Source organism: Mesorhizobium sp. WSM4823 (genome assembly GCF_055811195.1).
This window is the reverse complement of sequence record NZ_JBVVQL010000004.1, coordinates 428470-446996: the sequence shown is the minus strand read 5'-3', so window position 1 is coordinate 446996 and position 18527 is coordinate 428470. Positions and strand designations below refer to the sequence as shown.

The 18527-nt window shown below is 62.7% G+C and carries 19 protein-coding genes; all 19 read right to left on the bottom strand.

Annotation, left to right across the window (positions count from 1 at the left end; all coding sequences use genetic code 11):
* Positions 1 to 98: 98 nt before the first annotated feature.
* The 19 genes from AC0L26_RS14210 to AC0L26_RS14120 all read right to left on the bottom strand — a co-directional run bounded on the left by AC0L26_RS14210 (position 99) and on the right by AC0L26_RS14120 (position 18501).
* Positions 99 to 2633 (bottom strand): SPW repeat domain-containing protein, encoded by a 2535-nt coding sequence (locus tag AC0L26_RS14210; RefSeq protein WP_473633074.1) that lies wholly within the window; start codon positions 2631 to 2633, stop codon positions 99 to 101.
* A 37-nt stretch (positions 2634 to 2670) separates the two neighbouring features.
* A complete protein-coding gene (locus AC0L26_RS14205; RefSeq protein ID WP_473633073.1) occupies positions 2671 to 2982 on the bottom strand; it encodes a hypothetical protein in 312 nt (103 codons plus the stop codon).
* 50 nt (positions 2983 to 3032) lie between these two features.
* Positions 3033 to 3530 carry a hypothetical protein gene (locus tag AC0L26_RS14200; protein WP_473633072.1) on the bottom strand — a complete coding sequence of 166 codons (498 nt, stop codon included), beginning with the start codon at positions 3528 to 3530 and terminating at the stop codon, positions 3033 to 3035.
* Between the two features lie 100 nt (positions 3531 to 3630).
* Positions 3631 to 4371, bottom strand: coding sequence for a cytochrome c biogenesis CcdA family protein (locus AC0L26_RS14195; RefSeq protein WP_473633071.1), 741 nt, complete (start codon positions 4369 to 4371; stop codon positions 3631 to 3633).
* A 32-nt stretch (positions 4372 to 4403) separates the two neighbouring features.
* Entirely contained in the window at positions 4404 to 5159 is a 756-nt protein-coding gene (locus tag AC0L26_RS14190) for a DsbA family protein (RefSeq protein ID WP_473633070.1), read from the bottom strand.
* A 67-nt stretch (positions 5160 to 5226) separates the two neighbouring features.
* Positions 5227 to 5880 (bottom strand): SCO family protein, encoded by a 654-nt coding sequence (locus AC0L26_RS14185; protein WP_473633218.1) that lies wholly within the window; start codon positions 5878 to 5880, stop codon positions 5227 to 5229.
* 85 nt (positions 5881 to 5965) lie between these two features.
* Positions 5966 to 6301, bottom strand: coding sequence for a hypothetical protein (locus tag AC0L26_RS14180; RefSeq protein WP_473633069.1), 336 nt, complete (start codon positions 6299 to 6301; stop codon positions 5966 to 5968).
* Positions 6302 to 6312: 11 nt separating this feature from the next.
* A complete protein-coding gene (locus AC0L26_RS14175) occupies positions 6313 to 6840 on the bottom strand; it encodes a TlpA family protein disulfide reductase (protein ID WP_473633068.1) in 528 nt (175 codons plus the stop codon).
* Positions 6837 to 7451: a DsbE family thiol:disulfide interchange protein gene (locus tag AC0L26_RS14170; RefSeq protein ID WP_473633067.1), complete on the bottom strand. Its 615-nt coding sequence runs from the start codon at positions 7449 to 7451 to the stop codon at positions 6837 to 6839. Before AC0L26_RS14170 ends, AC0L26_RS14175 begins: the two co-directional genes overlap by 4 nt.
* Positions 7448 to 7615, bottom strand: a complete 168-nt coding sequence (locus AC0L26_RS14165; protein WP_473633066.1) for a hypothetical protein — start codon at positions 7613 to 7615, stop codon at positions 7448 to 7450. The genes AC0L26_RS14170 and AC0L26_RS14165 overlap by 4 nt, the downstream gene beginning before the upstream one ends.
* A gap of 4 nt (positions 7616 to 7619) precedes the next feature.
* Positions 7620 to 8027 carry a DUF411 domain-containing protein gene (locus AC0L26_RS14160; RefSeq protein ID WP_473633217.1) on the bottom strand — a complete coding sequence of 136 codons (408 nt, stop codon included), beginning with the start codon at positions 8025 to 8027 and terminating at the stop codon, positions 7620 to 7622.
* Positions 8028 to 8084: 57 nt separating this feature from the next.
* A complete protein-coding gene (locus AC0L26_RS14155; protein ID WP_473633065.1) occupies positions 8085 to 9545 on the bottom strand; it encodes a multicopper oxidase family protein in 1461 nt (486 codons plus the stop codon).
* Between the two features lie 134 nt (positions 9546 to 9679).
* On the bottom strand, positions 9680 to 10030 hold the full coding sequence (locus AC0L26_RS14150) for a hypothetical protein (protein ID WP_473633064.1): 351 nt from the start codon (positions 10028 to 10030) through the stop codon (positions 9680 to 9682).
* Between the two features lie 159 nt (positions 10031 to 10189).
* A complete protein-coding gene (locus tag AC0L26_RS14145; protein WP_473633063.1) occupies positions 10190 to 13363 on the bottom strand; it encodes an efflux RND transporter permease subunit in 3174 nt (1057 codons plus the stop codon).
* On the bottom strand, positions 13360 to 14829 hold the full coding sequence (locus tag AC0L26_RS14140; RefSeq protein WP_473633062.1) for an efflux RND transporter periplasmic adaptor subunit: 1470 nt from the start codon (positions 14827 to 14829) through the stop codon (positions 13360 to 13362). Before AC0L26_RS14140 ends, AC0L26_RS14145 begins: the two co-directional genes overlap by 4 nt.
* A complete protein-coding gene (locus AC0L26_RS14135; protein WP_473633061.1) occupies positions 14826 to 15233 on the bottom strand; it encodes a FixH family protein in 408 nt (135 codons plus the stop codon). Before AC0L26_RS14135 ends, AC0L26_RS14140 begins: the two co-directional genes overlap by 4 nt.
* Positions 15234 to 16883: 1650 nt before the next feature.
* A complete protein-coding gene (locus AC0L26_RS14130; RefSeq protein ID WP_473633060.1) occupies positions 16884 to 17084 on the bottom strand; it encodes an FAD-binding protein in 201 nt (66 codons plus the stop codon).
* 11 nt (positions 17085 to 17095) lie between these two features.
* A complete protein-coding gene (locus tag AC0L26_RS14125) occupies positions 17096 to 17659 on the bottom strand; it encodes a L,D-transpeptidase (RefSeq protein ID WP_473633059.1) in 564 nt (187 codons plus the stop codon).
* A gap of 11 nt (positions 17660 to 17670) precedes the next feature.
* Positions 17671 to 18501, bottom strand: coding sequence for a peptidylprolyl isomerase (locus AC0L26_RS14120; protein ID WP_473633058.1), 831 nt, complete (start codon positions 18499 to 18501; stop codon positions 17671 to 17673).
* Between the last annotated feature and the right edge of the window lie 26 nt (positions 18502 to 18527).

Below are 18527 nucleotides of genomic sequence, written 5' to 3'. Positions count from 1 at the left end.
TTCCAAAGTCTCGAGTGCACGCAGAAAATGCGCGGCGATATCCAGCCGGTTCTGCCGACATGCAGTCAAAGGAAGGATGAGCAAAGGCAATCTCTCGTTCAGACAACATACTGATCCCACGATCCATAGTGTTCTTTGCCTCTCCGGCCACGCGGCAGGCTGAAGCCGGTCACGGCAAGCCCGATGACGATGTCGTTCCAGGCTGAACCTGCCGTTCCACCCACAAGCAGCCACGGAGCTGCGATCAGCCACAGCCCCAACAGCAGGTTAAGGAACCGCAACGGCCGCGCCACCTCGGCCATGGCGAAGACCGCTATCGTGATGATCATGGCGCCCACGAGATGATCGCTGTCGGCGATGGCGCCATACGTGCCGAAGACCAGCGGCGAAAACATCAGCCACGCGCCAAGGATGCAACTCGCCAGCAAGGTCCAGGGGACCGTAACGCCGCGTGCTGCGGCCGCGGTCTGTACGGCAAGAGGTGCTGAGAAGCCGGGATCGTTCTCGTCTGCTCCACCGCTCGGATCAGGTCCGCCCTGGAAGAAAGTGCGCCAGAAAGGCCGGCCTTCCCGCAAGCTGCGAAGCATGTACTGGCCCATCGCGACCACCTCGTCGAGCGTGAGCGGGATCATGATCAGCATGGCGACGGCTGCGATCAGGCACAGCGTGCAGTAGGTGCCGATCATTATCGGCTGGATGATAATGAAGAAGATCGACACACCGCCGAGCGGCACCACAAGGATGAAGAAGAACGTCACCATCCACGGCATGGTCCGCCAGCGCGAGGCCGTGCCCATGGCACCCATCAACGCCTCGATCATGTAGGTAGTGGCGCCCAGCCCGGCGTCGGCGATCGGCCATGCCTGCGAGACGTCGGATGTGATGATGAACTCCGTTCCATTCTTGCCGTCTCCACCGGAGAAGAACGGCTCCCAAACCGCGCTCACCTGCCCGAGCTGATAGGCAGTGAGATAGCGGGCGATGAGGAAGCCGAACAAGCCGAGCGCAATGATCGGCCAGCGTTGCAGCCAGGAAGAAGGCGAGTAGGTCCAGCCAGGCGGCACCGTACTCTCGTCCATCATACCTTCGTGGCTCATTCCCGGCATCATCGGGACGAGCACCGAAAAGACGATCGCCAGGGCTCCGACGATCGTGTCGTTCATGTAAGCAGCCGCGCTTGGCGTCCAGAAGAACAGTGATGCGAATAACAGCCAGAGGCCGACAACGGTCGTCCCCCATTGCGCCCAGGAGAAGTGCGGCGACAGCGAGAGTGAGCCGAACAGCATCAGCAGCAGGCCGGAGACAATGTCGCTCCATCCCGTCAGCGCGTTGCGCTGAGCCGGCTCCCACAATCCGCGCTCTTGGGTTACGTCCCGAACTGTTCCTGCAGCAGCCGGATCGAACAGCGCGAACTGAAATGGACTCGTGAGCAGCCAGACGCCGAGCGCGATGACCAAAAAATGCGCCCAGAGCATCTGCTGGCCTATCCCCGCCATCTCGGCCACGTGCCCGTGCTTCATTCCCTGGTGTTCTGCGTGGGCCTCTTCAGCCCGCTTGCGCGCTTGCCTCCCCTTGCCAGCTACCTTGGCCGCATTCAGTTTGTTTGTCTGGTACCAACTGGCCGGATCTGCCTTGAGCGCGTCGATCATCCGCGGAAGCGTCGCGCGTAATGAATGCTTCGGTTTCCACCCCAGGAGCTTGCGAGCACGACTGATGTCGACCGCATAGTGGTCGTCGGCAATATCGACCATCCAGGATCGAATGAAGGAATCTTCGCCAAGCACTTCCTGTTGAACCCATGCGCCAGCCTTGGCGACAGCCTTTGGAATTTCCCGCGTCTCCCAGATCTCGCCATGAATTGACCGACTGATCCCGGCTTGCAGCTCGCCGTAGCCAATTGCCTCCGGCTCACCGAGAAGCAGCGCCAGTTCGGAGGGGAGCTTCTTGCGCCGCTCGATCAGACGCGCGATTGCGTCTGTGAGATCGTCCAGGTGAAGGAACGACTGCCCGGTACGCAGGTCGCCTGGATAGACACGCACTGTCGGATTCTTCTCGTAAATCCGCGCAATCTGATTGGCGAGAAAGGCGTTGTGGCAGAGGTCGTCATAGACGCCGGCTGGTCGCAGATAGACGACAGGGATAGGCCCGTGCTGCTTGTGTATCAGGCGCTCGGCCTCGATTTTGGAAGCACGGTAAGGGAGGTCCGATTCCAGCGGTGAATCCTCTGTGATCAAATCACCCGTTCGACCTGCCTTGTGTGCCAGCATCGAACTGCCAAAGACGAACTGCTCGACTTGGAACGACTGAAGGGCGCGCAGGAGCTTTTCGGTGCCGTGGACGGTGATCTCGTCATAAAGCGGGTTCGGTTTGCCAGTGAGATCGAAGTAAGCGGCAAGGTGGATCACCGAGACTATGCGGGTGCCGTAGGCCGCCCGAACGCGCTGCAGGCCGGCAGGAATTGCTTCTTCGGACGTCAGGTCGATACAGATACACTCCGCAGCGGGCGGTGGCTGGCGTGTTGCTGCCCTGTCCAGGCCGACAAGGGAGAACGGCCCCGCGAAGTTGTTGATGAGCGCAGAACCGATGAAGCCGGTGCTGCCCGTCACGATCACTGTGCCTTTGTGTTCCGCCATTCGTGCTCGCCTCTATTCACCGGCAGCCGGCAGCAAGCTATTTTTCAGTCGCTAGATCCAAACAAAAATAGGTCGTCGCCGCGAAGTGACGAGCAATTTTCGGCTTGACCTTCCATTGGCTGGAAGCCGTAGCGTCGATGCGTTGCCGGTCGAAGGAAGCCGTACAATGACTCCGCACCAACCGCTGCTCGCTGAGACCATTGCCCTGACTTTCAAACAGGCCCTGCGCGAACGAGAGTTCGAAGTGGCAGAGCTGATCCTGCAAGCCCTGGAACGTCTGAATGCCAGCTGCCCTTGCGAAGGGGTACTCACAGAGGCCGTTCTCCTGATCGACGACGACTCGCGACATCGGCCGAAGCGCTCGGCACATTGACCGCTGGGGGTACGAAGGACGGCTCCTCAGCCGTGATGGTGCTCCGCGCCTCCGCCACAGCCGCTCGACAGGTTCCATATATCGACGACCTGCTCGCCAGTGAGGTGATGCTCGCGGATCAGGAACTTGCCGAGGCCGCCATAGACCCGCCAGCGCCAGCATTGGCAGCAGCACGGCCCCTTCTCGTCTGAGTTGTCCATCGCATATTGGTAGGCCTTCTGCTCGTCGGGCGAGAGAGCCAGGTCGAAATAGCTCATCGCCTTTTGCGCGGCACCCGCCGCGATATCGTATGGGTCCGGCGGGATCTCGGGGATGGAAGCATAATTCTTCAGCGCCTCCACCTGCTCGCCATAACGATGCCTGTCCATCGGCGAGCAGCAGGATCCCTGCAGTCGCGCGACAGTCGACATCTTGGCGATCGAATCGGTGAATGCCGGCGAGCAGGTGCTATTGCCATGCGTGCTCAGGAACTCGAAGCGCTTGTCGAGGGTCTGCTGCCCGGCAGCCTCCGCAAGCCGGGGCATGCCCAAGTTCAGTGCGAAAAGACCCACCGCGATCGAAAAGTCTCGACGGGAGAGATTGCATCGACATTCCACGTGCCTGATCATTTTCGTGCTCCTTTCTTCAGCCGATGCGCGCAAACATCGGGAAGTTCTCCAGCAGCCAGAACGAAAAAGCCGACATCTGCCCGGTGATCATGGCGAGGCCCATGACGACCATGATCCCGCCGGCGGCGAGCTGGAGCATCCAGCCCGCTCGGCGCAGCGCTTTCAGCCGCCTGGCAAGACCGTCGGTGAACAGGGCGGCGAGCAGGAACGGTATGCCGAGGCCGAGCGAATAGATCGCGAGCAGCGCAATGCCCTGGCCGACAGTGGCAGATGCTGCGCCGACCGTCAGGATCGCGCCGAGGATCGGTCCAATGCACGGCGTCCAGCCAAAGGCAAAGGCAAGCCCCAGAACATAGGCCGATGCTGCACGTCCGCCCGGCATGTCGGAATGAAACCGCGCCTCGCGCATCATCCAGGACGGACGAAGGAGGCCGGTGAGGAACAGCCCGAACAGGATGACGATCGCGCTGCCGACGAGGTTGAGCTCGACGCGGTAGCTGAGAAGCATTTGACCCAGTGCCGTCGCGCTAGCTCCGAGGGCAATGAATACCGTCGAGAATCCGAGCACGAAACAGAGGCTGAGACCCATTGCCGGCAAGCTGGGTGAAAACGCGCTGTCGGGCGCCACGGCCGTCGGCTTCCGGCCGGCGACATAGGAGACGTATCCCGGCACGAGCGGCAGCACGCAGGGCGACAGGAACGAGAGGATGCCTGCCACGAAGGCCGTCAGCACGCCGATGTTGGAAATCTCGAGCACCGGTCAGAGCCTTTCGTTTTTCGGCGACTGCGTCATTCTTCTTTCCTTGCCTGCTCGATGGCTTGCATCAACGTCGCTAGGTCGGTCGCACCCTGCAAAACCTGCTTGCCGGCGACAAATCCCGGCGTGCCGTTGATGTTGAGCGCCTGAGCGAGCTGCAGGTTGCGACCGATCGAAGCCTTGATCTCGGGGCTCTCCATGTCGGTCTTCAGGCGCTCGACATCGAGGCCGGCTTCGGCTGCGGCCTTGAGCACGACCGCCTCTGTCACTCTGCTCTTCACCTGATACAGTGCTCTGTGGAATTTCACGTAGCCTCCCCGCCGATGAGCGGCGAGCGCCGCTTTGGCCGCGAAGGTGGAGTCCGGACCAAGGATCGGAAATTCCTTGTAGACGATCCGCAACTCGGGATCCGCAGCCTCGGCCTGCGCCATGATCGGCATCATCTGCCGGCAGTACGAACAATTATAGTCGAAGAACTCGACCAGGGTGACGTTTCCCTGGGCGTTGCCGCCGACCGGGCTCACCGGGTCGCGCAAGATTTCGTCGGCCCGCTCGGCCAGGATGGCGCGTATCTGGTCTTCTTGGGCTTGTCTCTGGCGAGCGTCATATGCCTGCAAGGCCTCTACGACGACTTCCGGGTGGGCCAGAAGATAGTCGCGGACGCGTTGTTCAAACTCCGCCTGGGGCATGCTGTCGGCGCGGACCGGCGCCTGAAACACGATGGCACTCAGCAGAAGGGCGGGTGCGAACCAAATGATGACTCGTAGATACGTGCCGATGCTTGTCATGAAAGCCTCCCCTGTTCCGTGTTGCCGCCCAGCTGTGGGCGGATCGGCTTGCCTATGTCGGTCCTCATCACCAATCCCACATCCAGCTCCGCCAGCTCTTCTTCTCGTGACCATGCGGGACGCCGACATCGTTGGTGAGCGCGTTGACGAAGGTGACGAGGTTGACGGGATCGAAGTTGAGACCGTGGAAATTCGCCTTCCATCGGCCGCCTTTGTCGATGGCGTGCGTGACGATGCCGTGCATCTGCATACCGTCGTCGGTCTTGCTGAACTTGTGGCCGAAGGCTTCCGCCAGCTTGCGGGTTGTGTCCTCCGGCTGATCCGGGGTCGTGGTCAGGAACAGCCAGTTCGCGGTGTCGAGCCCACGCGCGGCGGCGTAGTCACGCAGCACCTCGGGCGTGTCCTTCGATGGGTCGGTGGTGATGGTGACGAACCTGACGCGGTCCTTCATCGGCGTCGAGTTCACCATCGCCTGGATCTGTGCGAGCCGCTCGGTGTGCAGTGGACAGACGTCGGGGCAGGACGTGTAGATGAAATGCAAGATCAAGACCTTGCCGCGAAGGTCCGCAAGCTGGACCGCGCGGCCATCGGATGATTGCAGCTTGAAATCCGGCGCCGGCTTGTCGATGACCTGGAAATACTTCTCCTTGTCGCCGAGCATAGCATCGACTTCGTCAAGCGAGTGGGTCTGCGCTGTGGGCGCGAACGCCAAGACCCACACCAGGACCGCGATCCACAGTGTAAAGAAGCGCGTCAAACCTCCGGAAGTGGCAGGTCTGCAGAGGACGCTCTGGACCGATTTTGCTTCAATCACGGCTTGATCGCAGCTCCGTGGGATCGGACTCAGCCCCGGCCTGCTCGACGGCCTTTTGCGACATGGCATCGGTCGAGCATTGCCGACCAGTCAGCCGGCTCATGCAGAGGCCGAGCGCGCACATCGCGACGCAGGGAAGGACGCTGAGAATGAGCGGCGCAACTCCGGCGGCCACCAGCCAACCCCAGCCGAATGCAATCCCGATGACGGCGACGACGGCAGTCAGTGCGACCGGGCCGCGCCAGCCGCCGAGGTAGTAGCGAACGGCATGAAAAGTATCGCTGCCGAGCGAAGCGTCGGACGGCTGGGAGGATTCGGTCGTGGTCATGTCTGGCTCCTTCATTTGGCTGCGATGCGATCACGGATGAACCCCAGCATCTCGGGGGAATCCCATTCGGCCGGGCCGACGACTCGGCCGACTTCGCGGCCCTGGCGGTCGATCAGGAGCGTCAGCGGGAGGCCGAACGCGCCGAGGGTGAACATCGCCTTGCTCGACGTGTCGATGTTGAGCGCGAGGTGCTTGATGCCGATCTCGTCGAAGAACTTCCTCACGGCTTCGTGTCCCTTGCGATCGACCGACAGCGCGACGACCTCGAAATCCGGTCCGCCGAGCTCAGCCTGGAGGCGATCGAGAGTCGGCATCTCCTTTCGGCAAGGGGCGCACCACGTCGCCCAGATGTTCAGCAGCACGACCTTTCCGGAGAAATCGGCGAGCGTCTTGGACTGGCCGTCCGCATTCTGGAACGAGATTTCCGGCACTGGCTGCGGTGTCTCATGGATGGCAAAGTTGGCTGGCGGTTCGGTGGCCAATGTCGCTTGGGTTAGAGCGAGCAACATGCCGAGCAAAGCGAGAGCGAGCGTCTTCATGGCTGCCGTTCCTTCGCTTCGGTCTGCAGGCGCTCGACGAGCGGCAAGATGGTTTCGGTGAGCGCCTGCTCCGTCACCGCGCCGATGTGCTTGTAGGCGATGTGTCCGTCGGCGCTGACCACGAAGGTCTCCGGCACGCCGTAGACGCCCCAGTCGATGGCGACGCGGCCATTCAGGTCTGCGCCGGTCCGCGTGTAGGGGTCGCCCATCGTGTCGAGCCACTGCGCCGCATCGTCAGGCCGGTCCTTGTAGTTGAGTCCATGCAGCGGCACCTTCTTGCTTGCTGCCAATTGCATGAACACGGGATGTTCTTCGCGGCATGCCACACACCAGGAAGCGAAGACGTTGACCAGCGAGACCTCGTGGCGAAGGTCGCTGCTCGACAGCCCAAGGGTGCGGCCCTTGACCGGCGGCAGGCTGAACTCCGGCACGGCCTTGCCGATCAGCGCCGAGGGAATGTCGGTTGCGTTGCGCGTAAGCCCCCACGCGAGCAGGCCTGCAAGCATGGCGAAAAGCGTCACCGGCAAGAGTACGACCAGCCGGCGCGGCAGCATGCGCCGCCCGACTGCGGGCGGACCTGCAGTGGCTCGGATGTCATCACCGGCGGTCATGGCGCGCTCGGGCGGTTGGTCCGGCGCCCGGTCAGTGCGTACCGACCAAGTGCCGCGATCGCGAGCAGCAGAACCAGCAGGCCGAGCGTGCCGCCGGCCGAAATGAATGCCATAGCAAGCAAGCCGTTGAAACTGCATTCGAGGATGTCGGTTCCCATCGCCATGGCCTCATTCGGTTGAGTAGACCGTGGGCGGCTTGCCGTCCTTGGTGACTGCGTAAATCGTGAACGGCTCGGTCTTCCCGCCGCCCATGCCGGGAGAGCCCATCGGCATGCCGGGCAGAGTGATACCTGCAAAGTCGGGCCGCTCGGAGAGCAGCTTCCTGACGGTCTTCACGGGAACGTGCCCGTCAACGACATAGCCGTCGACGAACATCGTATGGCAGCCTTGGAGGTTCGCGGGGACGCCCGCCTTGCTGCTGATCGAGGCGAGGTCGTTCGTCGGCTTGACGTCGACTTCGAAGCCGTTCTTTCGGAGGTAGTCGGCGTAACCTTCGCAGCAGCTGCATTGCGGGTTCTTGTAGAGCGTCGCCTTGAGCGTCTCTTCGGCCTGGGCGGAGGAGAGCCCTGCGACCATAAGCGCGGTCAGGACAAGGATGCGTAGCATATTCGTTTCCTTTCTCGGTTCGGATCTCTAGACAACGCGGAGCACCGTCATCAGGCCCGCCGTCTGGTGGTCGGTGACATGGCAGTGGAACATCCAGTCTCCGGGATTGTCCGCGACGAAGGCGATTTCGACGACGTCCTCGGGGGCAAGCAGCACCGTGTCGGCCCACTGGCTGTGCGGCACGGCGGACCCGTTGCGCGTCAACACCTTGAAGCTGAAGCCGTGCAGGTGCATCGGGTGCCACCACGCGGTCCTATTGCGGATCGTGACGAGGTGGCTCTTCCCGTGCGCCAGGTTGAACAGCGGCGCCATGCCCGTGTGACTGTCGCCGGTCATGGATGTGCCGTTGATCGACCAGACGGCTTGCCCCATGCCGGACATCCCGCCCATGCCGTGCATCATGCCGCCGCCTTGCATCATGCCTCCGCCACCCATCATGCCACGCCCACTCATCATGCCGCCCTCCAGGGTCAGCTCACGGCGCTCGGCAGCCGCCAAGTCCGGCTCGGGCAGAGGATTCGGCGGGAGCCGGAACAAGTCCGGCGTCGTGGTCCGGAGCGGAACCTCGCTGGAATAGGTGAACCGCGTCAGGTCGTATCCGAGCCCTTCGTAGAAGTCGTCGGTGATCCGGTAGCGCCCGCCGGGCTCAGCCTTCATGTCGACCAGAAGATCGACACGCATGGCAGGGCCGAGAAGCAAGCGGCCGTCCTCGACCGGGTGCGGATCGCAGGGCTGCCCGTCGCGGGCGATGATCACCGGGTCATGCTCCTCGAAACGCAGAGCCATGATCCGCGCCAGCGAGGAATTCAGCAGCCTCAGGCGGATGCGCTCGCCGGCGCGGGCTGGCTGGTCGGATGGGACAGCGCCGTTCAGCGTAACCGTGTTGCCGACCCTTCCCGACATTCCGGCTTCCATCATGTTGCCGAAACCGGGCGCGATCTGGCCCTGTTCGTCAATGCGCCAGTCCGCCAACACCCAGAGAACGTCGCGGTCGACGGGAACAGGCTCCGGTTCTTCGACGATCAAAGCGCCGGCAAGGCCGCGGCCGAGCTGCTCCAGGCTGTTGGCGTGCGGGTGGTACCAGAAGGTTCCAGCGTCGAGCGGCGTGAATTCGTAGAGGAAGGATTCTCCCGGTCGGATCGGCGGTTGCGTAAGGCCCGGCACGCCGTCCATGGCGTTCGGCAGCCTGATGCCGTGCCAGTGTACGGTCGTGTCCTGGTCGAGGCGGTTCTCGACCAGGAAGCGGACCGGCTCACCCTGGCGAAGGCGAAGCGTCGGGCCGGGAATGCTGCCGTCATAGGCCCAAACATCAGTTGGGGGGTGGTCTGCGCCGGCAAGCTGCGCGCGGGCCGGCTCAGCGGCGAGGCGGAGTTCCTTGGACCCTGCGGCTCGCACAAGTGGCGGCTGCAGCGGCGCCGCAAGAGCGAGTCCAGCTCCCGCCAGGAGCAGTCCCCGGCGCGATATGGGATGACTGAAATCGATACTCACGTTCGACCCTTCCGATCATCGTGGATGTGGGAACGCGCCGCCGGCCTTTGACCGTAGGGAACACCCCTCCGATCAGACGATTGCATAGACGCGTCCTTTCGCTCGGCTAGCGGCGTTAGGCAGCAGCCGGAGCGTCAGACGATGTCGGTGGTTCGGGGAGGACTGGGATTGGGAAGCGGATCTGTGCCGTGGAGCAACGGATGAAGCACCGTGAAGGAGATTGGCACTTCACCGATCGCCATGGGCTCTGCCTGCGGAAGTACAGCAAGAACCGGAGTTACGCAGCCGCTGATGCAGATCATGGCTTTGCCATTGCCATCGCCCGTCGGCAGACACGCTTTGCAGTCGCCATTGTCCATCGCGCCCATATCGGACGCCATTTTTGCCGCCATGTCGGAAGCCTGGACATAAGACGAAGTGATGCCCGCCGTCACAAAGACGGCGAGGAAAAAAACGAAGACCTGTCGAACCGACCAGTGCCTCATAGCGGACCAAAGATCGCCTTAAACTGTGCCGAAAACAAGACTGCTTGAGTGCATTGCTACTTCACGTCATCGTCATCGGATGATTGTGAGAATGACGTTCATCCTGACGCATGTTTGCAGGTTCCCCTGGTTTGGATGAGTCACTATGAATGGAGTTCGCTATTCTGCCGCGAGCTTAAGTTCGGCCAGCATCGTCCGAGGTTGGCTCTCGGCTACAGTCCGTTCGGGCAGGCGCCAACCCTTCACAATGCCGTACACCGCAGGGATGACGATCAGCGTCAGCAGCGTCGAGGAGATCATGCCGCCGATCATCGGCACTGCGATACGCTGCATGACTTCCGAGCCGGTACCGGTGCTCCACAGGATCGGCAGCAGGCCCGCCATGATGGCCACCACGGTCATCATCTTCGGTCGAACGCGCTCGACTGCTCCGACCATGATCGCCTTGTGAAGGTCGGCTTTGGTCAGATGCCTTCGATGATGCTCGGCTTGCTCCTTCGCCTCGTTCCATGCGTTCTCGAGATAGATCAGCATGATGACTCCGGTCTCCGCCGCAACCCCGGCCAGCGCGATGAAGCCGACCGCGACCGCGACCGATGTGTTGAAGCCAAGCCACCACATCATCCAGATGCCGCCGACCAGCGCGAAGGGCAGCGACAGCATAACGATGAGTGTCTCGGTGAGCGCCCGGAAGTTGAGGTAGAGCAGCAGGAAGATCAGCGCCAGCGTCAGCGGCACGACGATCTTGAGGCGCGCCTCGGCGCGCTGCAGATACTCGAACTGACCGCTCCACTCGATGGAATAGCCCGCAGGCAATTTGACCTCGGCGGCGACGGCCTGTTGCGCCTCGCTGACATAGCCACCAAGGTCTCGTCCGGCGATGTCGACGAAGATGTAAACCGCGAGTTGCCCGTTCTCGGTGCGGATCGAGGTCGCGCCGCGTGTCAGTTCGACCTTGGCGACCTCGCCGAGCGGGACGAAGCCGCCATCCGGCAGGGCGATCTGCACCTCTCGCGCGATCGCGTCGGGATCGCTACGGGAGGCCCGTGGATAGCGGATTGCGACGCCGTACCTTTCGCGGCCCTCGACCGTCGAGGTGATCGTTTCGGCGCCGAGCGCCATCGAGATAACGTCCTGGACGTCACCGATGGACAGGCCGTAGCGGCCAAGCGCCATGCGATCGGGCACGATGTCGAGGTAATAGCCGCCGATCACCCGCTCGGCATAGGCGCTGGACGTACCCGGCACCGCCCTGAGCACCGCCTCGATCTGACGCGCGACCTTTTCCATCTCGGAAAGATCGGTGCCGTAGACCTTGACGCCGACCGGCGTCCGAATGCCGGTCGAGAGCATATCGATGCGTGCGCGGATAGGCATCGTCCAGGCATTCGAGACGCCGGGAAACTGCAGCGCCGCGTCCATCTCAGCTTTCAGGCTGTCCGTCGTCACGCCCGGCCGCCATTCGGACTTCGGCTTGAGATTGATGATCGTCTCGAACATCTCCGTCGGCGCCGGGTCCGTCGCGGTCTGTGCGCGTCCCGCCTTGCCGAACACGGATTCGACCTCCGGAAACGACTTGATGATGCGGTCCTGCATCTGCATCAGTTCGGCGGCCTTGGTCACCGACAGACCCGGCAGCGTCGTCGGCATATACATCAGCGTGCCCTCATCGAGGTTCGGCATGAACTCGCTGCCGAGCTGGCGCGCCGGCCAGACGGTCGCGACCAAAGCGGCGATGGCGAGCAGGATCGTGAAGGTCTTGGCTTTCAGCACACCTGATATGATCGGCCGATACAGACCGATCAGCAGCCGGTTGAGCGGGTTCTTGTGCTCCGGGATGATGCGGCCGCGTACGAACACGACCATCAAAGCCGGCACCAGCGTCACCGACAGAAGTGCCGCCGCCGCCATGGCGAAGGTCTTGGTGAAGGCGAGCGGACCGAACAGACGACCTTCCTGGCTTTCCAGCGTGAAGATCGGCAGGAACGAGACCGTGATAATCAGCAGGCTGAAGAACAGCGCTGGCCCGACCTCGGCTGCAGCCTTGATCAACACCTCAATGCGGGGCTTGCCCGGAGGCGCGCGTTCCAGGTGTTTGTGGGCATTCTCGATCATGACGATCGTGGCGTCGATCATCGCGCCGATGGCGATCGCGATGCCGCCGAGGCTCATAATGGTGGACCCCAGCCCGAGCACCTTCATGGCGGCGAAGGCCATGAGGATGCCGACCGGCAGCATGATGATGGCGACCAGCGCGCTGCGCACATGCAGCAGGAACACGATGGTGACCAACGCCACGACAATGCTCTCCTCGACCAGCGTCGACTTGAGCGTTTCGATCGCAGCGTCGATGAGCTTCGAGCGATCGTAGACCGGAACGATCTCGGTGCCGCCGGGCAGGCTTTTGCCGATCTCGGCGAGCTTCTCTTTGGCATTGTCGATGACGGTCAGCGCATTGGCGCCGACACGCTGCAGTACGATGCCGCTTGCGACCTCGCCCTCGCCGTTGAGCTCGGCGATGCCGCGCCGCTCGTCTGCCACGATCTCGACTGAGGCGACGTCGCCCAATCGCAACGGCACGCCGCCGATCGACTTGAGCGCGATGGCCTCGATGTCGGCGGTGCTTTTTAGATAGCCGCGCCCGCGCACCATGAACTCGAACTCGGAAATCTCGACCGTGCGCCCGCCGGTGTCCATGTTGCTCGCGCGCACCGCCTCGCCGACATCGGCAAGCGTCACGCCCTGGGCGCGCATCCGCGACGGATCTACGACGATCGAGTACTGCTTCACGAAACCGCCGACGCTCGCGACCTCGGACACCCCTTCTGCCTTCGAGACGGCAAAGCGGATGACCCAATCCTGCAGGGATCTGAGTTCGGCGAGTGAGAGCTCCTTGGCGACCACTGCATACTGGTAAACCCAGCCGACGCCGGTCGCATCCGGCCCGAGCGCCGGCGTAACGCCGTCCGGCAGGCGGCTGGCAGCGGCATTCAGATATTCGAGCACGCGGCTGCGCGCCCAGTAAGGATCGGTGCCGTCCTCGAAGATCACGTAGACGAAGGAGACGCCGAAGAAGGAAAAGCCGCGTACGACCTTCGACTTCGGTACCGTCAGCATCGATGTCGTCAGCGGATAGGTAACCTGATCCTCGACGACCTGCGGTGCCTGGCCCGGATAGTCGGTGAGCACGATCACTTGGACATCGGAAAGGTCCGGTATGGCGTCGAGCGGCAGGGTGCGTACCGCGTAGACACCGGCGGCGGAGGCCAGCACAGTGGCGAAGAAGATCAGGACCAGGTTGCGCGCCGACCACGCGATGAGCTTGCTGATCATGGCTGCGCTTCCGGCGTGAGTGCGGATAGCGCGGCTTTCAGATTGCTTTCGGCGTCGATCAGGAAATTGGCTGAAACGACGACCCGGTCACCTTCGGCGATGCCCTCCGTGATTTCGCGCATGCCGTCGCCGCGCACGCCGATCTTGACATCGCGCGGCTCAAAGCGGCCTTCACCCTTGTCGACGATCACGATCTGGCGGGCACCCGTGTCGATGACGGCGCCGTCAGGCACCGTCACGACCGGCTCGGCCCCGCCGGTGGCGATCTCGACCTCGGCATACATGTTCGCCATGAGCAGCCTATCGGGATTGGGCAGTTCGATGCGCAGCCGCGCGGTGCGCGTCTGCCCCTGGATTTCGGGATAGATCAGGCCAACCGTGCCCTCGAACGTCTTGCCCGGCAGGCTGCGGATGCGCACGGCTGCCTTGTCCCCGACCCGAACCGAGCTCAACTCGTATTCCGGCACGTCCGCCACCGCCCAAACGACGGAGACATCGGCGAGCCGAAACAGCGTTTCTCCTGCTTCGGCCATCATCCCGTCGACGGCCATCCTTTCGAGGACGACGCCGCTTCGCGGGGCCGTCAGCGTAACCGATATCGGCACTTTCTTCGTCTTCTCGATTTCCTCGATCGCCTCCGCCGGGACTGCGAGATTTTCGAGGCGCTGGAAACTGCCGCTAGCGGCCTTGCGTCCGCCGCCGCTTTTCAGGTCGGCAGCGTAGAGCGCTCCAGCAGCCGCAATTTCTTTGGCATAGAAGCGTACGAGTGGCTGACCCTGCTCGATTACGTCTCCAGTTGTGATGGCAGCCACCTCCTCAAGGAAGGCCTCGGTGCGGATCGACACGACGCTGACACGGCGTTCATCTAGGACGATTGTGCCCGGCACCCGGACGGGGCGCGAGATCGCGCTTTTCGCCGCCAGCGCGGTCTTGACGCCGGAGCGCTGAAGCTTCCCGGCCGAAACCTTCACGACAGACGCATCGTCGGCCTCGCCCTCGTACACGGGGATGTAGTCCATCCCCATCGAGTCCTTCTTCGGGACCGGAGATGTATCCGGCAGCCCCATCGGGTTGCGATAGTAGAGGATGCGCCGCTCGCCCGAGGTGATGCTCGCAGCATCATTCTTCGCACCGTTGTCTTCCGTGCCTTCCGGCACGGACACGGCGTCAAAACTCACGTCCTCGCTGGCGTGGACGGCGACGAATTCACGTCCATCGCCGGTGCGCTTCGGCGTTACCGAATAGGCTGGCTCGCCGTCTGGATGCCGGTAATAGACAATCGAACCGCTGACGGCAGGTGGAGTCGCTGTCGGCTCCGGCTCGCCGCCCAGTGCGCGCTCCACGAAAGTCTCCGTCATCCGGGAAATGTCCGTCGCCGAGAGGCCGTGCTGCCCAACCCAGTACCCGCCGGCGCCCGCGGCCGAAAGGGCCGCAAGGACGGTGATGCGTGCGATCGCCCCCATCATTCCACCGCCTTCAACACCAGCTTGCTTTGTACCGTCTCGGCTTCGCCCTGGACCTTGGCCGCGACCGAGAAGCGCCAGCCGCCCGCCATCATCAGGTTGGTCTTGAAGCGATAGACACCAGGCTGGTCCGAAGGCATCGCCTCGACCGTCGTCGTCATCGCCTCCATGCCGTCCGGGGCCATGTCCATGCGGGTGGCGAAGATGACCGCGTCGCTGACAGGTGTGCCGTTTCTCTTGTCGACGAGCCGCACCGCGACCGTGGCGGTTTCGCCCTGCTTGACCTCGTTCTCGAGGAGTTCGAATGCATAGTCCGCGCTTCCGGCATTCGCTGGACCGTAAGCGGTCGCGGCAACGACTGCGGCGAGCGCTCCCGCCAGAGCGCGCCGATTGATCTGAATTCGCATGATTTCCAAATTCCTGTGTTCTCGCCGGATCACAGCCGGCGCATGCCATCTCGTGGCGAAAAGCCACGCCCCATCGCCGCGCGAATCTTCGCACGGTGTTAGACGGCCGCTGGCCGTCTCGGATGGCTCAGGCTTTGGGAGGTCTGGGGTGAGGTTCGTGGTGAAGCGAGGCGCCGGGAGAATATCCATGCGGCGGAATCTTGCTTCCGATGACCGAGGGACCGAGAAGCGACTCGTCGGCGGACGCCATCGCCGAAGTGAATGCCGTCAGGCACAGCGCCACCAGCGGGCAGTCCTTGCCACAATCCGGGAGCGCGGGCGGACTTTCGGGACACGGCATGCCGTCGGCCATTTCCATTGGCGCGGCCCCGGCCATTACTGGGTCAGTCATAGGAGTCGCGAGCGGCCCGAGCAGGAGCCCAAGGACCGCAAGAAAAGCCAGCATTCGACCGATGGATGGCAGCGACGTCATCATGGAAAGTCTGGCATAACGCGCTCCGATTGAAAAGGCGCTCACCAAAATGTCACAGCTCCGCGATCGACAGGGCCTGCCCGACACCAACGATCTTGACGAATTGCTGCCGTAGCGTGATGCGCCAATGCTACCTTCAGGGGCAAAGCCTCGGATTATCGGGCATTCCGGCATCATTTCGCTGGAGCCTTGTGCAGCCAGGTGGAGATGCGTTCATACTTTTTACCGATGCCGAGCTAAGAGCCCGACTTCGATTTCACTCCTCGCGGCAGAACCGTGAGCTGAATGACATCGGAAACCGCAGGGTAGGCAAATCTGTCGTCTGTCGCTCGAACAACCCCATGCTCATCGGGACCCCGGCGCTTCGTCCTTTTCCGTTCCAGCGTCCCACAGAACTACCTTGGACGTCAGATCGCCCGCTATAGGATATTGACCCTCAAACAGGTCGATGCCTGCCGAATCTGTCGCGAGGAATTTGTTATTCGACTGGCGAACATCGACGCGAACACGAGGCGGTCGCCCGGTTCGGCTTTGATCGTTAGGGGCAGCCCAGGGGCGAACATGTCAGCGGCCACGACGCCATCCATCTACTTGACAGTGGCCAGCAGTGCCGCCGCATACAGGTGGCGCAAGCAGCATGAGCAGCCTGCGCTGTCGCAGCAGATGCAGCAATTCCTGCTCGGTCTCGTCCGGGCGAGCGCTGTCCGTCGCTGACCAAGACATCGGTCGGCATTTATGAAGCCACCCAAATCGCTCGATAATTTCGGTCTCCTGATCCCGCCCCGCGGGAAGTCCGAATACGTCCGCCGGCGATCTATTCGCCAATATGCGGGTCCGCTAGCATGCACAGGAGGTGGCATAATCGAGCCAATTCACCATAATAGTTCATGCTCATAACACCGGCGAAGAGCCTGACCTTGGGAAGCAGCGTAATCGTTCGCTCCTACGGGTGATCGGCAAGCGCTGCGCGAACCAGTTCCTCGCCGATCTCGGCCAGCATCACCGTGGCTGAGATCGGCACATCGAGCGTCATGGATCGCGCGTCACGGCGCGCAGGCCGGCGAACCGCACGCGCACTATGACCGTGCTGCCGCGAGAGACTTCGCGCGCAGGCGTGTGGCGACCCTATCGGCAAGGTGCAGCAGCGTTTGATGACACGCTCGACAGTCGGCGTCTGCTTATCCTGGCGGCAGATGGCCATGACCGGTTGATCGCCCGCTCACAGACCTGCTGGAGAAACACCAGGACTCGCTGAGGCCGAAGCGTTCGTCGCCGCCCAACACAGATCTTCCCGCACTAAGGAACGTCAATCCGGCGTTCCGCAGGTGATATCCTGCAGCGAGCCCGGCCTGGCCACCACCGATCACCAGCACGTCCATGTGCTGGACCGTCACAACACAAACACTTCGGCGCCGATCGGCACACGTTCATAGAGCTCTTTCACGTGCTCGTTAAGCATACGAATGCAACCGTTCGAAACCGCCCTGCCGATCGTCCAGGGCTCCGTCGTCCCATGGATGCGGTAAAAGGTGTCGCGGCCGGCGCGGTAGAGATAGAGGGCGCGCGAGCCGAGCGGGTTTCGAGGTCCGCCCTTCATCCCGCCGGCATACCTGGCGTACTTGGAGGGATTGCGCCGGATCATATTGTCCGTCGGGCGCCAGGACGGCCATTTCGCCTTCCGACCTACAACCGCCCTCCCCTTGAATGCCAGCCCTGCCTTGCCGACGCCGACGCCGTAGCGCCGGGCGGCACCCAGATCCTCCACGAGGTAGAGAAATCTCGCCGCCGGATCGACCACGATGGCACCGGGCTTGAATTGACCCGGAAACGCGACCAACTGCGGTTGAAAGACCGGATCAAGCACGAAGGGCTTGCGCCGCTTGTGCGCCCACGCCAGGCCCGGCGCTGCGATCGCGCCGAAAATGCCGAGCAGGAAGGCACGACGTGTCGCCATGGCCGTCCGCCTCACTCGGCGCCGTGATCATGTCCATCGTCCGCGGCCGGCGGAGCGACATCCGGCACCAGCTTCTCGACGGTCGCGGCTGCTCGCAGGTCGGCCATGATGGACTGTGTGGCGGCGGCTTCCAGAGAGTCCCTGATCTGCCCGGACAACGCCTCGAACGAGGGCGCAGGCCGGGTGCGGCGGTCCTCGAGCTTTACAATGTGGAAGCCGAAGGCGCTGGCGACGGGCTCGCGCGTGTACTGGCCGGGCTCAAGTCCGACTGCCGCCGCATCGATTTCAGCCATGGTCAGGCCGGGCGTCAAATAGCCCAGGTCACCTCCACTTGCCTTCGAAGCTTCGTCCTTCGAACGCTCGCCGGAAAGCGTCGCAAAGTCCTTGCCTGCGTCTAGCTCTGCGATTACGTCGCGTGCTTCGGCTTCTGTGGAAAGCAGCATATGTCGCAGACGGGACTCTTGGGCAGAAGGCATCCGCCCAATCTGGTCGTCGTAAGCCTTGCGGACCGCCTCCTCGTCCACGCGCTTGGCGACCTCGCGGGCCACGAACACGGAGCGGAGCGTCTGTGCCTCGAAGAACGCCATCTGCCGCTTGTAGGCTTCGTCATTGGTAACGTTCGCCGCCTTGGCGGCATCGGCGGCGAGCCGCAGCCCGATCAGCTCATCCACCACCGCCGAGAGCCGCGCATCTTCCGGCATGTCTCCAAGGCGGTTCGCATACATTCCCGTGGCGAAGGCAACATCCGCCGCGGTGATGTCGACGCCGTTTACTCGTGCGAGGACTTTATCGTTCTGGGCAGCCGCAGGGGTAGCGGCTGAAATGCAGGAAGCAATCAGCAACGCCTTGAGGATCGATCTCGAGGCAA